A 15,942-nucleotide genomic window follows, 5' to 3' on the forward strand; every position below is an offset into this window, starting at 1 on the left:
CATCCCCATCGTCCGCCACAACCCCTGGCTGCGCTGAACACGACCCCACACCTCCGGCAGGGACCTTGGACCCTGCCGGAGGTGTCGATCGTCCGCGTCGGCGGGCCCGGTGCGGCGCTACGGTAGAGGCGAAACGTGTGACCAGGAAGCAACCGTGTTACCAGGAGGAGGCCGCTGTGGCGATCAGGATCATGCTGGTCGACGACCACGAGATCGTGCGTCGGGGGGTGGCCGACCTGCTCGAGGACGAGCCGGACCTCGAGATCGTCGGCGAGGCCGCCTCGGTCGCGGAAGCCCTCACCCGCGCCCCCCAGGTCAACGCGGACGTGGCGGTCCTCGACGTGCGCCTGCCCGACGGCACGGGCATCGAGCTCTGCCGCGAGCTCCGCTCGCGCCACCCCCAGCTCAACTGCCTCATGCTCACCTCCTACGCCGACGACGAGGCCCTGTTCGACGCGATCATGGCCGGCGCCGCCGGCTTCGTCCTCAAGCAGGTCATCGGCATGGACCTGATCAACGCCCTGCGGGTCGTCGGATCCGGCGGGAGCCTGCTCGACCCGCGCACCACCGCGTCGCTGATGAACCGCATCCGCCGGGAGCGCGAGGAGCACGATCCGCTGCACACCCTCACCGAGCAGGAGCGCGCGGTCTTCGACCTCATCGGCCAGGGCATGACCAACCGCCAGATCGGCGAGAAGCTCTTCCTCGCCGAGAAGACCGTCAAGAACTACGTGTCCCACCTGCTCAACAAGCTCGGCATGCAGCGCCGTACCCAGGCCGCCGTGCTCGCCGCCGAGCTGCGCGCCAACAAGCACGAGGGCTGATCAGGCAGGGCCGGTCACGCAGGGCTGGTCATGCAGGGCCGGTGAGCGGCACCCGCCAGACCAGCCGGGTGCCGCCGTCGGGTCCGGGGGAGACCGTCGCCGTCCCGCCACAGGCGGTGGCCCGGCGCTCGAGGTTGAGCAACCCGCTGCGGGCGACGTCCGGCGGCATGCCGACCCCGTCGTCGGTCACGTCCACGATCAGGTCGGCGCCGGCCTCCACGGTGACCGTGATGTCGCTCGCCCTGGCGTGGCGCACCGCGTTGCTGACGCCCTCGGCCAACACCGCGACGGCGTGCTCGCCGACCTCCGGCGGGACGAGCGAGTCCACCGCACCGGAGATCCGCACCGACGGCGACACCGGGACGTCGGCGCTCAGCTCGGCGACCGTGTCGAGCATCCGCCGGCGCAGGCTCGCCGGGCCGTCGACGCCCGCGGTGTGCAGGTCGAAGATGGAGGTGCGCAGCTCACGGACGGTCTCGTCGAGCTGCCCGACGACCTGGGTCACCCGGTTGCGGGCGTCCCGGTCGTTGATCCGGCGCAGGATTCCCTGCAGGCTCATCCCGGCCGCGAACAACCGCTGGATCACGTGGTCGTGCAGGTCGCCCGCGATGCGGTCCCGGTCGGCCAGCACGTCGAGCATCCGCTGCTGACGCTGCTTGTCCGCCAGCTCCAACGCGAGCGCGGCCTGGTCGGCGAAGGAGGCCAGCAGGCGCACGACCTCCCGCGCGAACGGCTCGTCACCCTTGCCCCGCAGCGCGATCAGCACGCCGCTGACGTTGGGGACGCTGCCCAGCGGGACCAGGTTGGCCGGGCCGAACTCGCGGAACCCAGAGGTCGCGTCCTGCATCAGTGCCGCGAAGTCGGCCACGATCCTCGGCTGTCCCTCATCGAGCACCTCCGCCATCACCGGGTTGGCCGCGGAAATGGTCAGGCCCAGCATCCGCTCCACCGTGTCGCCGGCGCTCGCCCGCACCGACAGCGTCTCCCGGTGCTCGTCGGTCAGCAGGATCAACGCGCAGTTCGACGCCGAGAGCTGCAACGTCCGTGCGGCGATCAGGTCCAGGGCGTCCTCTGTGGACCCCCCACCGAGCAGCAGCGAGTTCACCTCGCTCGAGGCCTGCTGCCAGCGCTCGCGCAACCGCGCCTGCTCGAACAGCCGGGCGTTCTCGACGGCCACCCCGGCCGCCGCGGCCAGCGCCTCCAGGACCACCACATCGTCGGCGGTGAACTCAGCCTCGCCCTTCTTCTCGGTCAGGTACAGGTTGCCGAACACCTCGTCACGCAACCGGATCGGCGTGCCGAGGAAGCTGCGCATCGGCGGGTGGTTCGCCGGGAAGCCGACCGAGGACGGGTGCGCGGTCAGATCCGGCACCCGCACCGGGTACGGGTGCTCGATCAGGTGCCCGAGCAGGCCCTTCCCCTCGGGCAGGTGTCCCATCCGCGCGCGGGTCTCGGCGTCGATGCCGACGTAGACGAACTCGGACAGCCCGTCCTCGCCGAGCACCCCCAGCGCCCCGTACCGCGCGTCGACGAGCTCGACCGCGGTCTCCACGATCCGCTGGAGCGTGCCCGCCAGCTCCAGGCCGGCGCCGACCGCCACCACCGCGTCCAGGAGCCCCTGCAGGCGGTCGCGGGTCTTGGTGATCTCGGTCAACCGGTCCTGCAGCTCGCTCAGCAGCTCGTCCAGCCGCAGGCCCGCCAGGGGCACGCCCACCGACGAACGCCGTGTCGGTCCGCTGGCCTCCTCAGCCATGCCTCGCTCCGCTCCGGGTACGCCAGGGTCCAGTCGAGATTCAGCCTATCGATCCCGGTCAAGCCGCCCCGTCGCCCCGCAGTGCCGCGCGCACCTGGCGGGCTATCTCGCTGTCCTCCCTGGCCAAGACGACGAACGTGCGCACTGCGGCGCCGGGCGCGGTGACCTCGACGTCGCCGCCGTCCCCGGTCGCGGCGCCGTTGGCGTCCTCGTCGAGCGCCACCCCGAGGAAGCCGAGGCCGGCGGCGGCCGCCGCGCGGACCGGCGGCTGGTGCTCGCCGATCCCGCCGGTGAACACGAGCGCGTCGAGGCCGTCCATGGCCGCGGCCATACCGGCGATCTCCCGGCGCAGCCGGTGGACGTACACGTCGAACGCCGCCACCGCGTCCCGCTCCCCCGCCTCCACCCCGCGGTACACCTCACGCAGGTCTCCGGAGCCGCCGGTCAGACCGGCGAGGCCGGACTCGGGCTCGAGCGCGTCGCCGAGCTGCTCGACGCCGAGCCCGGCGTGGCGCAACAGCCAGAGCAGCAGGCCGGGGTCCACGCTGCCCGACCGGGTGGCCATCACCAGCCCTTCCAGCGGGGTGAAGCCCATCATCGTGTCGACCGAGCGGCCGGCCCGGACCGCCGCGAGCGAGGCGCCGGCGCCGAGGTGGCAGCTCACCACGCGCGCGTCGGCGCGGTCGAGCAGCTCGCCCGCGCGCCGAGCGGCGTGGGCATGGGACAGACCGTGGAAGCCGAAGCGCCGTAGGCCCCACCGCCGCACCCACTCCCGGGGCAGGGCGTAGGTGGTGGCGGCGGCCGGCAGCTCCCGGTGGAAGGCGGTGTCGAAGCAGGCCACGGCCGGCACGTCCGGCAGCACCTCGGCCACGGCGTCGATCCCGGCCACGCCGCGCGGCTGGTGCAGCGGCGCCAGCTCGGTCAGCGCGGCGATCCGGTCGCGCACGTCCCCGGCGACCACCGTCGGGCCGGTCAGCTCGGCGCCGCCGTGCACGATCCGGTGGCCGACGGCGTCCACCCGGTCGAGCCCCGCCGCGAACCGCTCGATCTCCTCGGTCTCGTCCGGGCCGGACCACTGGCCGAGGTCCAGTGCGGCAACCACCTCGTCGGCCGGGTCGAGCAGCCGCAGCTTGAGGCTGGACGACCCGGCGTTCACCACCAGCACGTGCACCGCGCCGCCTCAGAACTGCCAGGTCCAGTCGCGGACCTCGGGCAGGTCCTCGCCGTGGTCGCGGGTCCACTGGTGGTGGCGGGTCCGCACGTCCTGCATCCGCTGGCGTAGCAGCGCGGTCCTGGCGCCGAGGTCCGGGACCCGGTCCAGCACGTCGATCACCAGCTGGAACCGGTCCATGTCGTTCATCACCAGCATGTCGAACGGCGTGGTCGTGGTGCCCTCCTCCTTGTATCCGCGCACGTGGAGGTTGCCGTGGTTGGTTCGCCGGTAGGTGAGGCGGTGGATGAGCCAGGGGTAGCCGTGGTAGGCGAAGATCACCGGCCGGTCGGTGGTGAACATCGCGTCGAACTCGCGGTCGGTCATCCCGTGCGGATGCTCGGTGTGCGGCTGCAGGCGCATCAGGTCGACCACGTTGACCACGCGGATCCGCAGCTCGGGCAGATGCTCGCGGAGCAGGGAGGTCGCTGCCATCACCTCGAGCGTCGGGGCGTCGCCGGCGCAGGCCAGCACCACGTCGGGCTGCCCGTCCTGCTCGTTGCCGGCCCACTCCCAGATTCCCGCGCCCCGGGTGCAGTGCAGCACCGCCTCGTCCAGCGGCAGCCAGTCCGGCGTCTCGTTCTTCCCGGCAACGACCACGTTGACGTAGTCCCGGCTGCGCAGGCAGTGGTCGCCCACCGAGAGCAGCGTGTTGGTGTCCGGCGGCAGGTACACCCGGATCACCTCGGCCTTCTTGTTCATCACGTGGTCGATGAAACCGGGGTCCTGGTGGGAGAAGCCGTTGTGGTCCTGGCGCCACACGTGCGAGGTGAGCAGGTAGTTCAGCGAGGCGATGGGCCGGCGCCAGGCCAGCCGCTTGCTGGTCTTGAGCCACTTGGCGTGCTGGTTGAACATCGAGTCGACGATGTGGATGAACGCCTCGTAGCAGGAGAACAGGCCGTGCCGGCCGGTCAGCAGGTAGCCCTCCAGCCAGCCCTGCACAGGTGCTCGGAGAGCACCTGTACCACCCGGCCGTCGCGCACCAGGTGCTGGTCGACCGGCAGCGACTCGCCCTGCCACTGCTTCCCGGTGACCTCGTAGACCGCGTCGAGGCGGTTGGAGGCCGTCTCGTCCGGACCGAAGATCCGGAAGTTGCGGGCGTCGGCGTTGCGCCGCACGACCTCCCGAAGGAACCGGCCGAGCCCCCTGGTCGGCTCCGAGGTCGTCGCCCCGTGCGCACCGACCTCGACGGCGAACTCGCGGAAGTCCGGCAGCGAGAGCGGCCGGAGCACGATCCCGCCGTTGGCGTGCGGGTTGCACCCCATCCGGCGGTCCCCCTCGGGTGCCTGGTCCACCAGCTCCGGGAGCGGCCGGCCGGCCTCGTCGAAGAGCTCGTCGGGCCGGTAGGAGCGCAGCCACTGCTCGAGCAGCGCGAAGTGCTCCGGGTTCTCCCGGACCGTCGACAGTGGAACCTGGTGCGCGCGCCAGGTGTCGGTGACCTGCACGCCGTCCACCTGGTCCGGGCCGGTCCAGCCCTTGGGCGAGCGGAGCACGATCATCGGCCAGCGCGGGCGCGCGCCGTCGCCGGAGCGGGCCGCCCGCTGGATCTCGGCGATCTCGTCGAAGACCTCGTCCAGCGTGGCCGCCATGTCCCGGTGCATCTGCTCGGGGTCGGACCCGGTGACGTAGCGCGGCGAGTAGCCGTACCCGCGCAGCAGTGCGTCCAGTTCCTCCTGGGGGATCCGGGCGAGCACGGTTGGGTTGGCGATCTTGTACCCGTTCAGGTGGAGGATTGGCAGCACCGCGCCGTCGTGCACGGGGTCGAGGAACTTGTTCGCGTGCCAGCTGGTGGCCAGCGGCCCGGTCTCGGCCTCGCCGTCGCCGACGACGCAGGCAACCACGAGATCGGGGTTGTCGAACACGGCGCCGTAGGCGTGGGCGAGCGAGTACCCCAGCTCGCCGCCCTCGTGGATCGAGCCCGGCACCTCCGGGGCGACGTGGCTCGGCACTCCGCCGGGGAAGGAGAACTGGCGGAACAGGGCACGCATGCCGTCCTCGTCCCGGCTGACGTCGGGGTAGGCCTCCGAGTAGCTGCCCTCGAGCCAGGTGTTGGCCAGCAGCCCTGGCCCGCCGTGGCCGGGTCCGGTGACGTACACGACGCTGAGGTCGCGCTCCCGGATCAGCCGGTTGAGGTGGGCGTAGACGAAGTTGAGCCCGGGGTGGTGCCCCAGTGGCCGAGCAACCGGGGCTTGATGTGCTCGACCCGCAGCGGCTCGCGCAGCATCGGGTTGTCCAACAGATAGATCTGTCCGACCGACAGGTAGTTCGCCGCCCGCCAGTAGGAGTCGATCCGCTGGAGGACCCCCTGGTCCTGTGTCGCCACCGCCGCCTCGCTCATGTGTCGTCCCTTCCTCGTCGGCCCGCGACCATGTCCCGGTACCGATCAAGACGTTCCCATCGTCGCTGGCTTCATGCCACCGCGCTCGGGCCCGGACAGACAGGACCTTCGACTCTCCCCCGCAGGGGTGGCGCGGGCCCCGTTCCCGCCATCGGTGTGCCGACAATGGCCCCGTGTCGTCGAACTCCCACCTCGCCGCCCGGATGCTCGGCGACCGCTACCGCCTCGGCGCGGTACTGGGCCGGGGCGGCTCGGCCACCGTGTACGCGGCGACCGACGTCCTGCTCGGGCGGGAGGTCGCGGTGAAGGTCTGCCACCCCGCGGGCGACCCCACGCACCCGCACCGGTTCGCCGCGGAGGCACGCCTGCTCGCGTCGCTGTCCCACCCCGGACTGGTCCCGGTGCACGACGTCTGCCTGGAGGGGGACCAGCCCTACCTGGTGATGCGGCTGGTCCGCGGCAGGACGCTGCGCGACCTGCTCGACGACGGCCCGCTCGAGCCCGCGGTGGTCGCCCGGCACGGCGCTCGGTTGGCCGGTGCGCTCGCGCACGTCCACGCCCACCACATCGCCCACCGCGACCTCAAGCCGGCCAACGTGCTGGTGGACGAGTCCGGTGACTGCTACCTCGCCGATTTCGGCATCGCCAGGGCGGTGGGCGCCCCGCACCTGACCGTCAGCGGGGAGCTGGTCGGCACGGCCGCCTACCTCGCCCCCGAACAGGTGACCGACACCGAGACCGGCCCACCGGCGGACGTCTACTCCCTGGGGCTGGTCCTGCTGGAGTGCCTCACCGGGCGGCCGGAGTTCACCGGGACCACCGTGGAGGCCGCGTTCGCCCGGCTCACCCGCGAGCCCAGGATCCCCGACCACGTCCCGCCGGCCTGGCGCTCGGCCCTGCGCGCGATGACGGCGACCGAGCCGGGACGCAGGCCCGGCGCCGCCCGCTGCGCCGAGCTCCTCGCCGCGATCGCCGCGGGTGCGGAGTCGAGGCCGAGCCGGCCGGAGCGGGCACGGCTTCGGCCGGCGCACGCCGGCCTGCTGGCACTCGTCGCGACGATCGCGTCGCTGGTCGCCGCCGGGTCGCCGGCCGTTCCCAGCCGCCCGGTGGCCGAACCGCCGCCGGTGGGCGGCGCGCCGTCGGGCCGGGAGCGTGCCGCCGACCGCGCCCCGACCGCGGGTGAGCAAGCGCCAGGCACCGGCACCACCGGCCCGGTGCCGCCCGGCACCGGGTCCATCCCACCGCCCATCCCACCGCCCCCCGCCGGAAGCGGCGGTGGCAGCGGCGAGCCGGCCAAGCCGGCCGAGCCGTCCCGGGGACCCGGCACCACCAACCAGGCCGGGAACGGCAAGGCGAAGACCAAGGCGAAGACGAAAACCGCGACGAAGAACAAGGCGAAGACCAAGGGGAACGGGAAGACGAAGGCGCGGGGCGGCTGACCGCCCCGCGCCGACACCGTCAGGCAACCGCGCGACCGGGTCGAAGACCGACCGCACGCACCCGTCCTTCTTGTGCGGGGTTGGTGTTTCGTGTTGTCCAGCACCTGCCGCAGCTGATGAACGAGGCGACGACCACCCGGCCGCCCACCCTGTGCCGGCCGGCCTCCATAGCCGGGATGTACCCGCCGATCAGGTGCAGGTCCGACCGCAGGTCGTGCTCAGCCCGACCCGCAGGATCACGTCCTGGTCGTTGCGGATCGCCGGGTCCGGCACGGTCTCGGTGGACAGCTTGTTCACGCCCTGCCAGCAGAGTGCTCTCACAGTCGTCCCTCCCCACCCGCGCGCCGGGGGGCGAAGCGCGGCAGCGCGCCGCCGGGCGTCGGCTTGCCGGTGGTCGGCGCGTCCGGCTCGATCACCTCGCCGGTCTCGATCCTCGACTTCACGTCGCGCAGCATCCGGCGCAGCTCCTGGTGGGGGTCGTCGCCGCGCAGCCGGGACGCCACGCCGCCGTCGGCGTGTGGTATCCGGGCCGCGAGCTCGGTCCCGCGTTCGCCGGGAGCCGGCGTCAGCCGGGTCTCCACGCCCGGACCCAGGTCGGGCAGGGCCTCCGCGACCTGGTCGTGCGGCGCGTTCACGGTGACCACCAGCCACCGCGGCTCCTCGGTGGGCCGCTCCGCCCCGTTCTCCGCCGTCCGGTCACCGAGCGTCCGCCGCTCACCCCCCTGCCGCTTCGCGCCGACTCTCCTGGCGACGGCCCGTCCCGCGGCGATCCCCGCGGCGACCCCCGCGGCGACCAGGGCTCCCGTACGCAACACGCTCATGTCCGGCTCTCCTTACCGATGGCCTTGCCGGCCAGGTCCTTGGTTCGGTCGAACAGCGAGAGCAGCGGGCCGACGAGCGCGTTGCGAGTGGCCGACTCGACACCGGCGTGGGGGTGGGTCGGCGCGGCCGCCTCGGCGGCCCGCACCAGCGGAACCAACGCCCTGAGCTCGACCGCGGGCACCTGCTCCCGCAGCCGCGCGAACTCGTGGGTCTCCTCGTTCCGCGCGTGCTCGAGCACCTCATCGCGCAGCCGCGCGAGGACGGCGGAGAACTCGGGCGAGGCGGGCCCGAGCTTCTCCAGCGCCGCCAGCGTCCGCTTGGCCGTGTGCTCCTCGGCCAGCCGCTCGTCGATGACCGCACGACCCGAGCGCAGCGTCACCCGGGCAAGCGGGTGGACGAGCTGCTCCTCGGCGGTCTCGTGCACGGCCAGCAGCCGCACCAGGCGTTCGAACGCCTCCCGCCGCACGGTCCCGTCGCCGCGCTCCACCTCGTCGAAGAGTGCGGCGATGGCCCGGTGCTGGTCGGTCAGCAGATCGACGACGTCCCGGCCGCTCCCGGGTTCGTCGCTCTCGTCATCGCCGTCCTCGTCCCCGGCCTGCCGCTCCGCCACGCGACGCTCGGCCTGCTCGCCTTCCTCCCGGCCGCCCTCGGCCGGCTCCTCGGGGTGCGGGGTACGACCGCGGTCCTCGGTCATCGCTGTCCTCCATTCCGTCTCGACTCGCCGGTCGGGTGCCCGCTTAGGGCCGAACGAACCCCGGCGGGTGCCCGCTGTTTCCCCGCGGCGCCCGGTGGTACCTGGTTGCGGTGACAAAGCAGACCCGTGAGCTCCGGCGCCTCGCCGAGGAGAATTTCGGCTGGTCCACGCTGCGCGCCGACCAGGTCCGTGCCATGGAGCAGGTGATGTCCGGGCACGACGTGTTGGCCGTGCTGCCGACCGGAGCCGGCAAGTCGGCGATCTACCAGGTGCCCGCGCTCCTACTGGAGGGCACGACCGTGGTCGTCTCGCCGCTGATCGCCCTGCAGCATGACCAGATCGAGGGTCTTGCCGACACCGCCGCGCCCGAGGCCGTCGCGCTCAACTCGACTCTGCGCGAGGGTGAGCGCGACCAGGTGTGGGAGGCCGTGCGCGAGGGCGCGGCCGAGTACCTGTTCCTCTCCCCCGAGCAGTTGGCCGACGACGAACGGCTCGCCGCGCTGGCCGAGCTCGACATCGACCTGTTCGTCGTGGACGAGGCGCACTGCGTCTCGGGCTGGGGACACGACTTCCGCCCCGACTACCTGCGGCTGGGATCGGTGATCGAGCGCCTCGGCCACCCGAGGGTGATCGCGCTGACGGCGACCGCGGCGCCTCCCGTCCGTGCCGACATCGCCGACCGGCTCGGGCTGCGCGACCACCGGGAGGTCATCGCGAGCTTCGACCGGCCGAACCTGCACCTGTCCGTGGAGCGGTTCACCTCCGACGCCGACAAGCGGTCAGCCGTGCTCGACCGGGTGCGGACCTGGGCGGGCCGGACCGGGCTGGTCTACGTCGCCAGCCGCCGGGACGCCGACGACCTCGCCGAGGAGCTCGTGCGGTCCGGGGCGCGCGCCGCCGGGTACCACGCGGGCATGAAGGCGGCCGACCGGGAGCGGGTGCACCAGGACTTCCTGGCCGGCGAGCTCGACGTGGTCGTGGCGACGTCCGCGTTCGGGATGGGGATCGACAAGCCGGACGTGCGGTTCGTCCTGCACGCCTCGGTGCCCGACTCGCTGGACGCGTACTACCAGCAGATCGGCCGGGCGGGCCGGGACGACGACCCGGCCGAGATCATCCTGTACTACCGACCGGAGGACCTCGGCCTGCAGCGGTTCCTCACCAGCAGCGCACCCCCGGAGGACACCCTGCGCGAGGTGGTGGCCGCAGCGGCCGGCGGGCCGGCCGGCGGCGTCAGGCCGGAGTCCGGTGCCCGGTACACCAGGGCGGTGAACCTGCTGGAGCAGGCCGGCGCGGTGGCCGTCGACGACGGGCTGGTCCGGTTCGTCACCGACAGCTCTCCCGAACGGGCCGTCGCCGACGCGGTCGAGGTCGCCGAGAGCCACCAGCGGATGGTCCGCTCGCGGCTGGAGATGATGCGCGGCTACGCCGAGACGACCGGCTGCCGCCGGCAGTTCCTGCTCGGCTACTACGGCGAGGAGCTGGCCGACCCCTGCGGCAACTGCGACACCTGCGACGCGGGCACAGCCGAGCGCCAGGTCCCCGGAACCACGGACTTCGCCCGCGACGAGGTGGTGGCACACCAGGAGTGGGGCCGCGGCGTCGTGATGTCGGTCGAGCAGGACCGCCTGACCGTCCTGTTCGACCAGGTCGGCTACAAGACCCTGTCCCTCGCCGCCGTCCTGGAGAACGACCTCCTGTCCACCCCCGCCTGAAACCGCCCGCGGGTGTCCGCGAGCCCGAGGCCCGCGGACACCCGCGCCGGATGCGTCAGCGGTGGGCGGACCGGGTGGCGAACACGGGGCCGCCCGAGCGTTCCGACCGCGCGGCTGCCTGCTCCACGCACTGCTCGTAGACCCGCACCGTGTCCTCCGCGATGCGCCGCCACGGGTACCGCGACTCGGCCCGGTCCCGCCCGGCGGCGCCGAGGAACGACCGCTTGACCGGATCGGTGAGCAGCCCGTTCAGCGCGGCCGCGAGCGTCCTGGGGCGCCGGGGCGGCACCAGCAGCCCGGTCACGCCGTCGACGACGGTGTCCGCGAGAGCACCCACCGAGGTGGCCACGACCGGCACGTTGCACGCCATCGCCTCCAAGGGCACCAGCCCGACCGGCTCGTACCACGGCACGCAGGCGGCCAGGTCCGCCGAGCGCAGCAGGGCCGGCAGCCGGTCCCGGGGCACCTGCCCGGTCAGCTGCACCCGGTCGGCGACGCCGATCCGTTTCGCCAGCTCCCGCAGCCGGACCGCCTCCGGGTCCTCGCCGAGCGCCCTGCGTTCGGGTCCGCCGACGATGACCAGCTCGGTGTCGGGCACCAGCGGCAGCACGGCTACCAGCTCGGCGAGGCCCTTCCTCGGGAGCAGCCGCCCCACGGTGACGATCCGGTGCGGCAAACGCTTGCGCGTCGCCGGACCGTCCGGCACGAACCGGTCGATGTCCACTCCGGACGGGATCACCGTCGTCCTCGTGCTCGGCACCCCGATCCGCCCGAGCTCACGCACCTCCTCGGCGGAGGTGGCGACGACCCGAGCGACCGAACGAGAGATGAGCCGCTCGCTGCTGACCCGCTTCGTCGGGTCTGGGTCGGCCGGCTTCCGGTGCCGCCGTGCCACGGCGCCGAGGCCGTGGTTGGTGTGCACGACCGGCACGCGTCGCGCCGGGTCGGCGAACAGGGCGGGCAGGCCGGAGGTCCAGTAGTGGGAGTGCACGACGTCGGGCGGCGAGTCCCGCCACTGGTCGGTCAGGTACTGCGTGAACGCCCCCATGTGGGCCACGAGCTCGTCCTCGGCGAGGCGGCGGATGGGGCCGGCGGGCACGGGCACGATCCGGTAGCCCTCGTCGCTCTTGGTCGGTGCCTGCCGGCGGCCGTCACGCCGGGTGTACACGGTGACCTCGTGCCCGGAACGGGCGAGAGCCGCGGACAACTCGCCGACATGCACGCTCAGGCCGTTCGCCTCACCCGCCCCCGGTCCCGACTGCGGTGTGAAACGGTCGCAGATCATGGCTATGCGCATAGTGTGGCTGTCCCATCGTGTGGAACCTCTGGATCAGCACACCACCTGTTGGCTTAAGTGAGTGGGCCGTACGACGTATCCCGGTTTGCCATCCACGAGCGAGATAAACCTGGGGTGACATGTACTACTTTGAGTGACTACCCGTCTCGCGCGCCTCCCGGTGGAGGTGCTCGAGCACATCGAGGGTGGTAGTCCGGACGTGCCACACCAACCACGTCCCGGCCTCGGCGCAGATGCGCTCGAGCTTCCGCTCGGCCGCCGGTGCGAGCGTCGGCACGTGGTCGTGGTGGTGGGTGACGACCGTCCCGGTGCAGAGACCGGTCGCGCCGCGCAGCGGGTCACACCGCACCGAGCGCACCCCCGTGGCGAGCATCACCTGCCGGACCTCCTCGGTGAAGGCCGGATCGGTCGCGAGCTCGGTCGCCACGGCTCCGGCGCCGACCCGGAACGCCGACGGGCAGACCGTGCCCGCCGCGCCGGTCCGGTGGAAGAACCGCACCACCTCAGGCGGTAGGCCGCGGTGCCGCTCGAGCACCAGGCCGCCGCGGGCGGGGTCGGTCAGCCAGACCGTTCCGGCGGAGGCGGACAGGCACGTCAGCGCCGCGTCGAGCACGAGGTCGAGCAGCGCGGCGCGGTCGGCCGGCTGCCGCACCGCGAAGGTCAGTGGCGGCGAGGGCGGGACGAGCCGGCCGGGGAACCAGAACATCGCCTTCGGGGAGGACGGCGGCGGTGCGGCGAGGAACGCGTGCGCGACCGTGCGCACCTTCGTGTTGTGCCGCTGGGACACCTCGCGCAGCAGTGCGTTGGTCGTGCTCACGTCGCGCAGCCCGTACCGCTCCTGGAGCACGCCGAGCGCACGGGCCACCAGCGGCCGGGTGCGCAGCTTCTCCCGCAGGTCGTGCACCTGGTTGCGCAGCCGCGCGAGCTCCGCGCACCCGTCCTCGCCGGCGACGCCGGCAAGGGCGGCGCCGGCCGTCTCCACGCTGCCGAACAGCTCGAGGACGTCGGCCTGGATCGCCTCGAGCACCCTGCGCAGCGGCCCGAACCCGGTGACGACGAGCAGCCGGCGGCCGCTCTGCGACAACCGGTCGACGAGCCGGCTCAGCACGCCGGTCCCCGCGACCGAGAGCACCGACACGTCCCTCAGGTCCAGGATGGCGTCGGCCGAGCCGTCCACCAGTCGGACAAGCTCGACCTCGAGCTCCCCGCAGGTGGCGATGTCGACCACCCCGGCCACACGCAGTACCAGCGCCCCCTGCACGGGGGACGCCGAGGTCAACCGCCAGGACGAGTGGTCCCGCACGACCTGCTGCTCCGGCGCCCGCGCCACCCTGAGCGACCTCCTCCGCTCGGCGAACAGCCCTCCCTGCCCTCCCGGCCCTCGGTGTCCCCGACGCTAGCGAAACCCCGGGAGAACGCCGAGGCGGAACGAGGATTGCCCCCCGAACGGGTGGGCATCCCGGCGCCATGAGCGAACACATCCCGTACTCGGAGACGACGACGCCGATGCGCCGGCAGGAGCCGGGACGGCTGGTGGCGATGGTGGTCGCCGCGGTCTTCCTCGCCGTCGGCGTGCTCGGCTTCGTGCCCGGCGTCACCACCGACTACGACCGGATGGCCTTCGCCGGCCACCACTCGGGAGCGATGTTGCTCGGGGTGTTCGCGGTCTCCGTGCTGCACAACCTGGTGCACCTTGCGTTCGGTGTGGCCGGGTTCGTCCTCGCCCGGAGCGCGAGCGGCGCGCGGGTCTTCCTCCTCGGCGGCGCGGCGGTCTACGCGGTGCTCTGGGTGTACGGGCTCGTCGTCGACCACGGCGGTCCGGCGAACGTCGTCCCGGTCAACGACGCGGACAACTGGCTGCACCTGTTCCTGGCGGCCGGCATGGCCGGCCTGGCATTTCTGGTCGGCACGCCGCGCCGGCCGACCAACACGCCGATGTACGCGCCCGACCCGGACTGACCAGCGAGCCGGGCCCGCGGTCACCGCGCCGACGGCACCAGCACGACGCCGCTCGCCGGACGCGCCGGCACCCGGCGCAGCGAGATCGTGAGGTCCTGCTCCGGCACCTCGTAGCTCAGCGCGGCCAGCCGGGGCACGACGGCCTCCAGGACGGCGATCGTGAACGACTCCCCCGGGCAGCGGTGGTTGGTACGCGGGTCACCCGCACCCTGCGGCACGAGGTCGAACTGGCCGATCTCGCGGCCGGTGAAGCGCTCCGGCCGGAACACGAACGGGTCCTCCCAGACGCGGCTGTCGTGGTTGTGCCCCCACAGGTCGAGCAGCACCATGGCACCGGCGGGGATGTGCTCGCCGTGCCAGCTGAGGTCACGTACCGCCCGCCCGCCGATGAACGGCGCGAACGGGTAGAACCGGCGCAGCTCCTGGACGAACTCGGTGACCCCGTGCCCGGCGGCGAGCGCGTCGCGGTACTCGGGCCAGCGGTGCAGCGCGTGCCCCGCGTAGGCGACGAACCAGCAGACCGCGACGGTCGGGCGGATCACGTTGAGCAGCTCCACGGCGGCCAGGCGCGGGTGCAGCCCCTCCCCGTTGATCTCCCGGTGGGTGGCGACCACCTCGAGTGCCGACCCGGGGTTGGCGGCGACCGCCCCTGACCGGACCCGGGAAACGACCCCGGAGAGCCACGCCTCGCGCCGGCGTCGAGCCGCGCGGGCCCGCCAGTGCCGCGGCCCCGGCGTCGCGAACCCGTCGACCATGGCGACCAGGTCCCGGGCGACCGGCGCGACCTCGTCGTCCTCGAGCGGTACGCCGGCGAAGGCGCAGACCGCCCGGGTGATCACCCGGCTCGCCTCGTCGAACAGCACCACAGGCTGCCCGGGGGGCCACGCCCCGGCCGTCGCCTCCCAGGCCTGCGCCACGGCGTCGGCGAGTGCGGCGGTACTGGCCGGGGTGGCCAGGGTGAGGAAGATGTCCTTGCGGCACCGGTGCGCGGCGCCATCGAGCGTGTGCACCGCCCCGCGCCCGAACAGGGTGGCCTGGATGGGGCCGGGGATCGCGGTGTGCCGGCGGATGTGCGACTCGTCGTAGAAGAAGCGGGCAGCGTCCGGTCCACACAGGCCGACCGCGCGCTGGCCGAGTACCCGGGTGTGCACCACACCGGTCCCGGCCCGGCGGTTGGGCATCCACCCGTAGCCCTCCAGCAGAACGGCCAGCGAGCTGTCGAGCACACCACGGGGCTGTCGCATCCCGCTGGTTTGCCCGGCCGACCGGGCCCGAAACGTGGCATGGCCGTGGCGGGCGCGGGTACCCGGCACGGGCATCAGAGCAGTGGCACACACGACCGACCGGGGGTTCTCGATGAGGACGCGTTCGACACTCCATCGCCGGCGAAGGGCTTCGGCGCAGGTCGCGACCCGACTGCGCCACGAGCTCGCCGAGTGGGCCCGCCGCACCGGCGCCTCGGCCGACATGATCTGCGACATCGTGCTCAGCACGTACGAGGCCATGGCCAACGCGGTCAAGCACGCCTACCCGCCGAACACCGTCGGCCCACTGGAGCTGCGCGCCGAGCTCGACCGGGACACGATCGTGATCACCGTCGTCGACCACGGGTGCTGGCGCCAGCCCGACCGGCACGCCCCCGCGCGCGGGCTCGCGTTGATCCGCGCCCTGTCCCACCGGGCCGCGGTCGTCCCCGGTCCACATGGCACCGCCGTGCGGATGAGCTGGCCCACCTCGACTCCGTGACGGCTGTCCGGACCGGACATCTACTTCAGATCGTGCACAATCGAACATTCCTTCGGCTGGGCGGTGCGGCTTTCGAGTCACATCCGGCATTTCAGCCACGCTGCGTCACACGCATTACGCCAACCGCCTGAATTCCCGTTCACGG

13 protein-coding genes and 1 pseudogene are annotated in these 15,942 nt (G+C 72.9%); 5 read left to right on the forward strand and 9 right to left on the reverse strand.

The window, feature by feature from the left end; all coding sequences use genetic code 11:
- The first annotated feature begins 191 nt into the window (after positions 1–191).
- On the forward strand, positions 192–824 hold the full coding sequence (locus tag BU204_RS24805) for a response regulator (RefSeq protein ID WP_075128224.1): 633 nt from the start codon (positions 192–194) through the stop codon (positions 822–824).
- A 28-nt stretch (positions 825–852) separates the two neighbouring features.
- Here the strand turns inward: BU204_RS24805 and BU204_RS24810 are convergent, their stop codons facing one another.
- The 3 genes and pseudogenes from BU204_RS24810 to BU204_RS24820 form a co-directional block, all read right to left on the reverse strand.
- On the reverse strand, positions 853–2,577 hold the full coding sequence (locus BU204_RS24810; protein WP_075128159.1) for a sensor histidine kinase: 1,725 nt from the start codon (positions 2,575–2,577) through the stop codon (positions 853–855).
- 58 nt (positions 2,578–2,635) lie between these two features.
- Entirely contained in the window at positions 2,636–3,748 is a 1,113-nt protein-coding gene (locus BU204_RS24815) for an acetate/propionate family kinase (RefSeq protein ID WP_075128160.1), read from the reverse strand.
- 9 nt (positions 3,749–3,757) lie between these two features.
- Positions 3,758–6,125: pseudogene (locus BU204_RS24820) on the reverse strand (phosphoketolase family protein).
- Between the two features lie 173 nt (positions 6,126–6,298).
- Here BU204_RS24820 and BU204_RS24825 point away from each other — a divergent pair.
- A complete protein-coding gene (locus BU204_RS24825) occupies positions 6,299–7,564 on the forward strand; it encodes a serine/threonine-protein kinase (RefSeq protein WP_083661602.1) in 1,266 nt (421 codons plus the stop codon).
- A 189-nt stretch (positions 7,565–7,753) separates the two neighbouring features.
- On the opposite strand, the gene BU204_RS41990 is transcribed toward BU204_RS24825, so the two are convergent.
- The 3 genes from BU204_RS41990 to BU204_RS24840 are packed head-to-tail and all read right to left on the reverse strand — an operon-like array spanning position 7,754 to position 9,080.
- On the reverse strand, positions 7,754–7,885 hold the full coding sequence (locus tag BU204_RS41990) for a hypothetical protein (RefSeq protein WP_269844658.1): 132 nt from the start codon (positions 7,883–7,885) through the stop codon (positions 7,754–7,756).
- The gene (locus BU204_RS40875; protein WP_075128161.1) at positions 7,882–8,385 is read right to left on the reverse strand and encodes a hypothetical protein; all 504 of its coding nucleotides are present in this window, start codon (positions 8,383–8,385) and stop codon (positions 7,882–7,884) included. Before BU204_RS40875 ends, BU204_RS41990 begins: the two co-directional genes overlap by 4 nt.
- A complete protein-coding gene (locus BU204_RS24840) occupies positions 8,382–9,080 on the reverse strand; it encodes a hemerythrin domain-containing protein (protein WP_083661604.1) in 699 nt (232 codons plus the stop codon). Before BU204_RS24840 ends, BU204_RS40875 begins: the two co-directional genes overlap by 4 nt.
- A gap of 110 nt (positions 9,081–9,190) precedes the next feature.
- On the opposite strand from BU204_RS24840, the gene BU204_RS24845 reads away from it, so the two are divergent.
- A complete protein-coding gene (locus tag BU204_RS24845) occupies positions 9,191–10,795 on the forward strand; it encodes a RecQ family ATP-dependent DNA helicase (protein ID WP_075128162.1) in 1,605 nt (534 codons plus the stop codon).
- Between the two features lie 55 nt (positions 10,796–10,850).
- Here BU204_RS24845 and BU204_RS24850 read toward each other — a convergent pair whose 3' ends face one another.
- Both BU204_RS24850 and BU204_RS24855 read right to left on the reverse strand, forming a co-directional pair.
- On the reverse strand, positions 10,851–12,092 hold the full coding sequence (locus BU204_RS24850; RefSeq protein ID WP_075128163.1) for a glycosyltransferase: 1,242 nt from the start codon (positions 12,090–12,092) through the stop codon (positions 10,851–10,853).
- Positions 12,093–12,216: 124 nt separating this feature from the next.
- Positions 12,217–13,422, reverse strand: coding sequence for an ANTAR domain-containing protein (locus BU204_RS24855; RefSeq protein WP_083661605.1), 1,206 nt, complete (start codon positions 13,420–13,422; stop codon positions 12,217–12,219).
- Positions 13,423–13,559: 137 nt separating this feature from the next.
- Here BU204_RS24855 and BU204_RS24860 point away from each other — a divergent pair, with 137 nt between their 5' ends.
- Positions 13,560–14,051, forward strand: a complete 492-nt coding sequence (locus tag BU204_RS24860; RefSeq protein WP_075128164.1) for a DUF4383 domain-containing protein — start codon at positions 13,560–13,562, stop codon at positions 14,049–14,051.
- A 20-nt stretch (positions 14,052–14,071) separates the two neighbouring features.
- Here the strand turns inward: BU204_RS24860 and BU204_RS24865 are convergent, their stop codons facing one another.
- Positions 14,072–15,295 carry a cytochrome P450 gene (locus tag BU204_RS24865; protein WP_075128165.1) on the reverse strand — a complete coding sequence of 408 codons (1,224 nt, stop codon included), beginning with the start codon at positions 15,293–15,295 and terminating at the stop codon, positions 14,072–14,074.
- Between the two features lie 112 nt (positions 15,296–15,407).
- Between BU204_RS24865 and BU204_RS24870 the strand changes: the two genes are divergently transcribed.
- The gene (locus BU204_RS24870; protein ID WP_075128228.1) at positions 15,408–15,797 is read left to right on the forward strand and encodes an ATP-binding protein; all 390 of its coding nucleotides are present in this window, start codon (positions 15,408–15,410) and stop codon (positions 15,795–15,797) included.
- Positions 15,798–15,942 lie beyond the last annotated feature (145 nt).

This window comes from Actinophytocola xanthii (assembly GCF_001921205.1).
In the GTDB taxonomy this organism is placed as follows: domain Bacteria; phylum Actinomycetota; class Actinomycetes; order Mycobacteriales; family Pseudonocardiaceae; genus Actinophytocola; species Actinophytocola xanthii.

Excerpts from the sequence above, each read along its gene's own strand:
- BU204_RS24805 (WP_075128224.1), top strand. The coding sequence starts at position 192 with ATGCTGGTCGACGACCACGAGATCGTGCGTCGGGGGGTGGCCGACCTG.
- BU204_RS24810 (WP_075128159.1), bottom strand. The coding sequence starts at position 2,577 with ATGGCTGAGGAGGCCAGCGGACCGACACGGCGTTCGTCGGTGGGCGTG.
- BU204_RS40875 (WP_075128161.1), bottom strand. The coding sequence starts at position 8,385 with ATGAGCGTGTTGCGTACGGGAGCCCTGGTCGCCGCGGGGGTCGCCGCG.
- BU204_RS24840 (WP_083661604.1), bottom strand. The coding sequence starts at position 9,080 with ATGACCGAGGACCGCGGTCGTACCCCGCACCCCGAGGAGCCGGCCGAG.
- BU204_RS24850 (WP_075128163.1), bottom strand. The coding sequence starts at position 12,092 with ATGCGCATAGCCATGATCTGCGACCGTTTCACACCGCAGTCGGGACCG.
- BU204_RS24860 (WP_075128164.1), top strand. The coding sequence starts at position 13,560 with ATGAGCGAACACATCCCGTACTCGGAGACGACGACGCCGATGCGCCGG.
- BU204_RS24865 (WP_075128165.1), bottom strand. The coding sequence starts at position 15,295 with ATGCGACAGCCCCGTGGTGTGCTCGACAGCTCGCTGGCCGTTCTGCTG.
- BU204_RS24870 (WP_075128228.1), top strand. The coding sequence starts at position 15,408 with ATGAGGACGCGTTCGACACTCCATCGCCGGCGAAGGGCTTCGGCGCAG.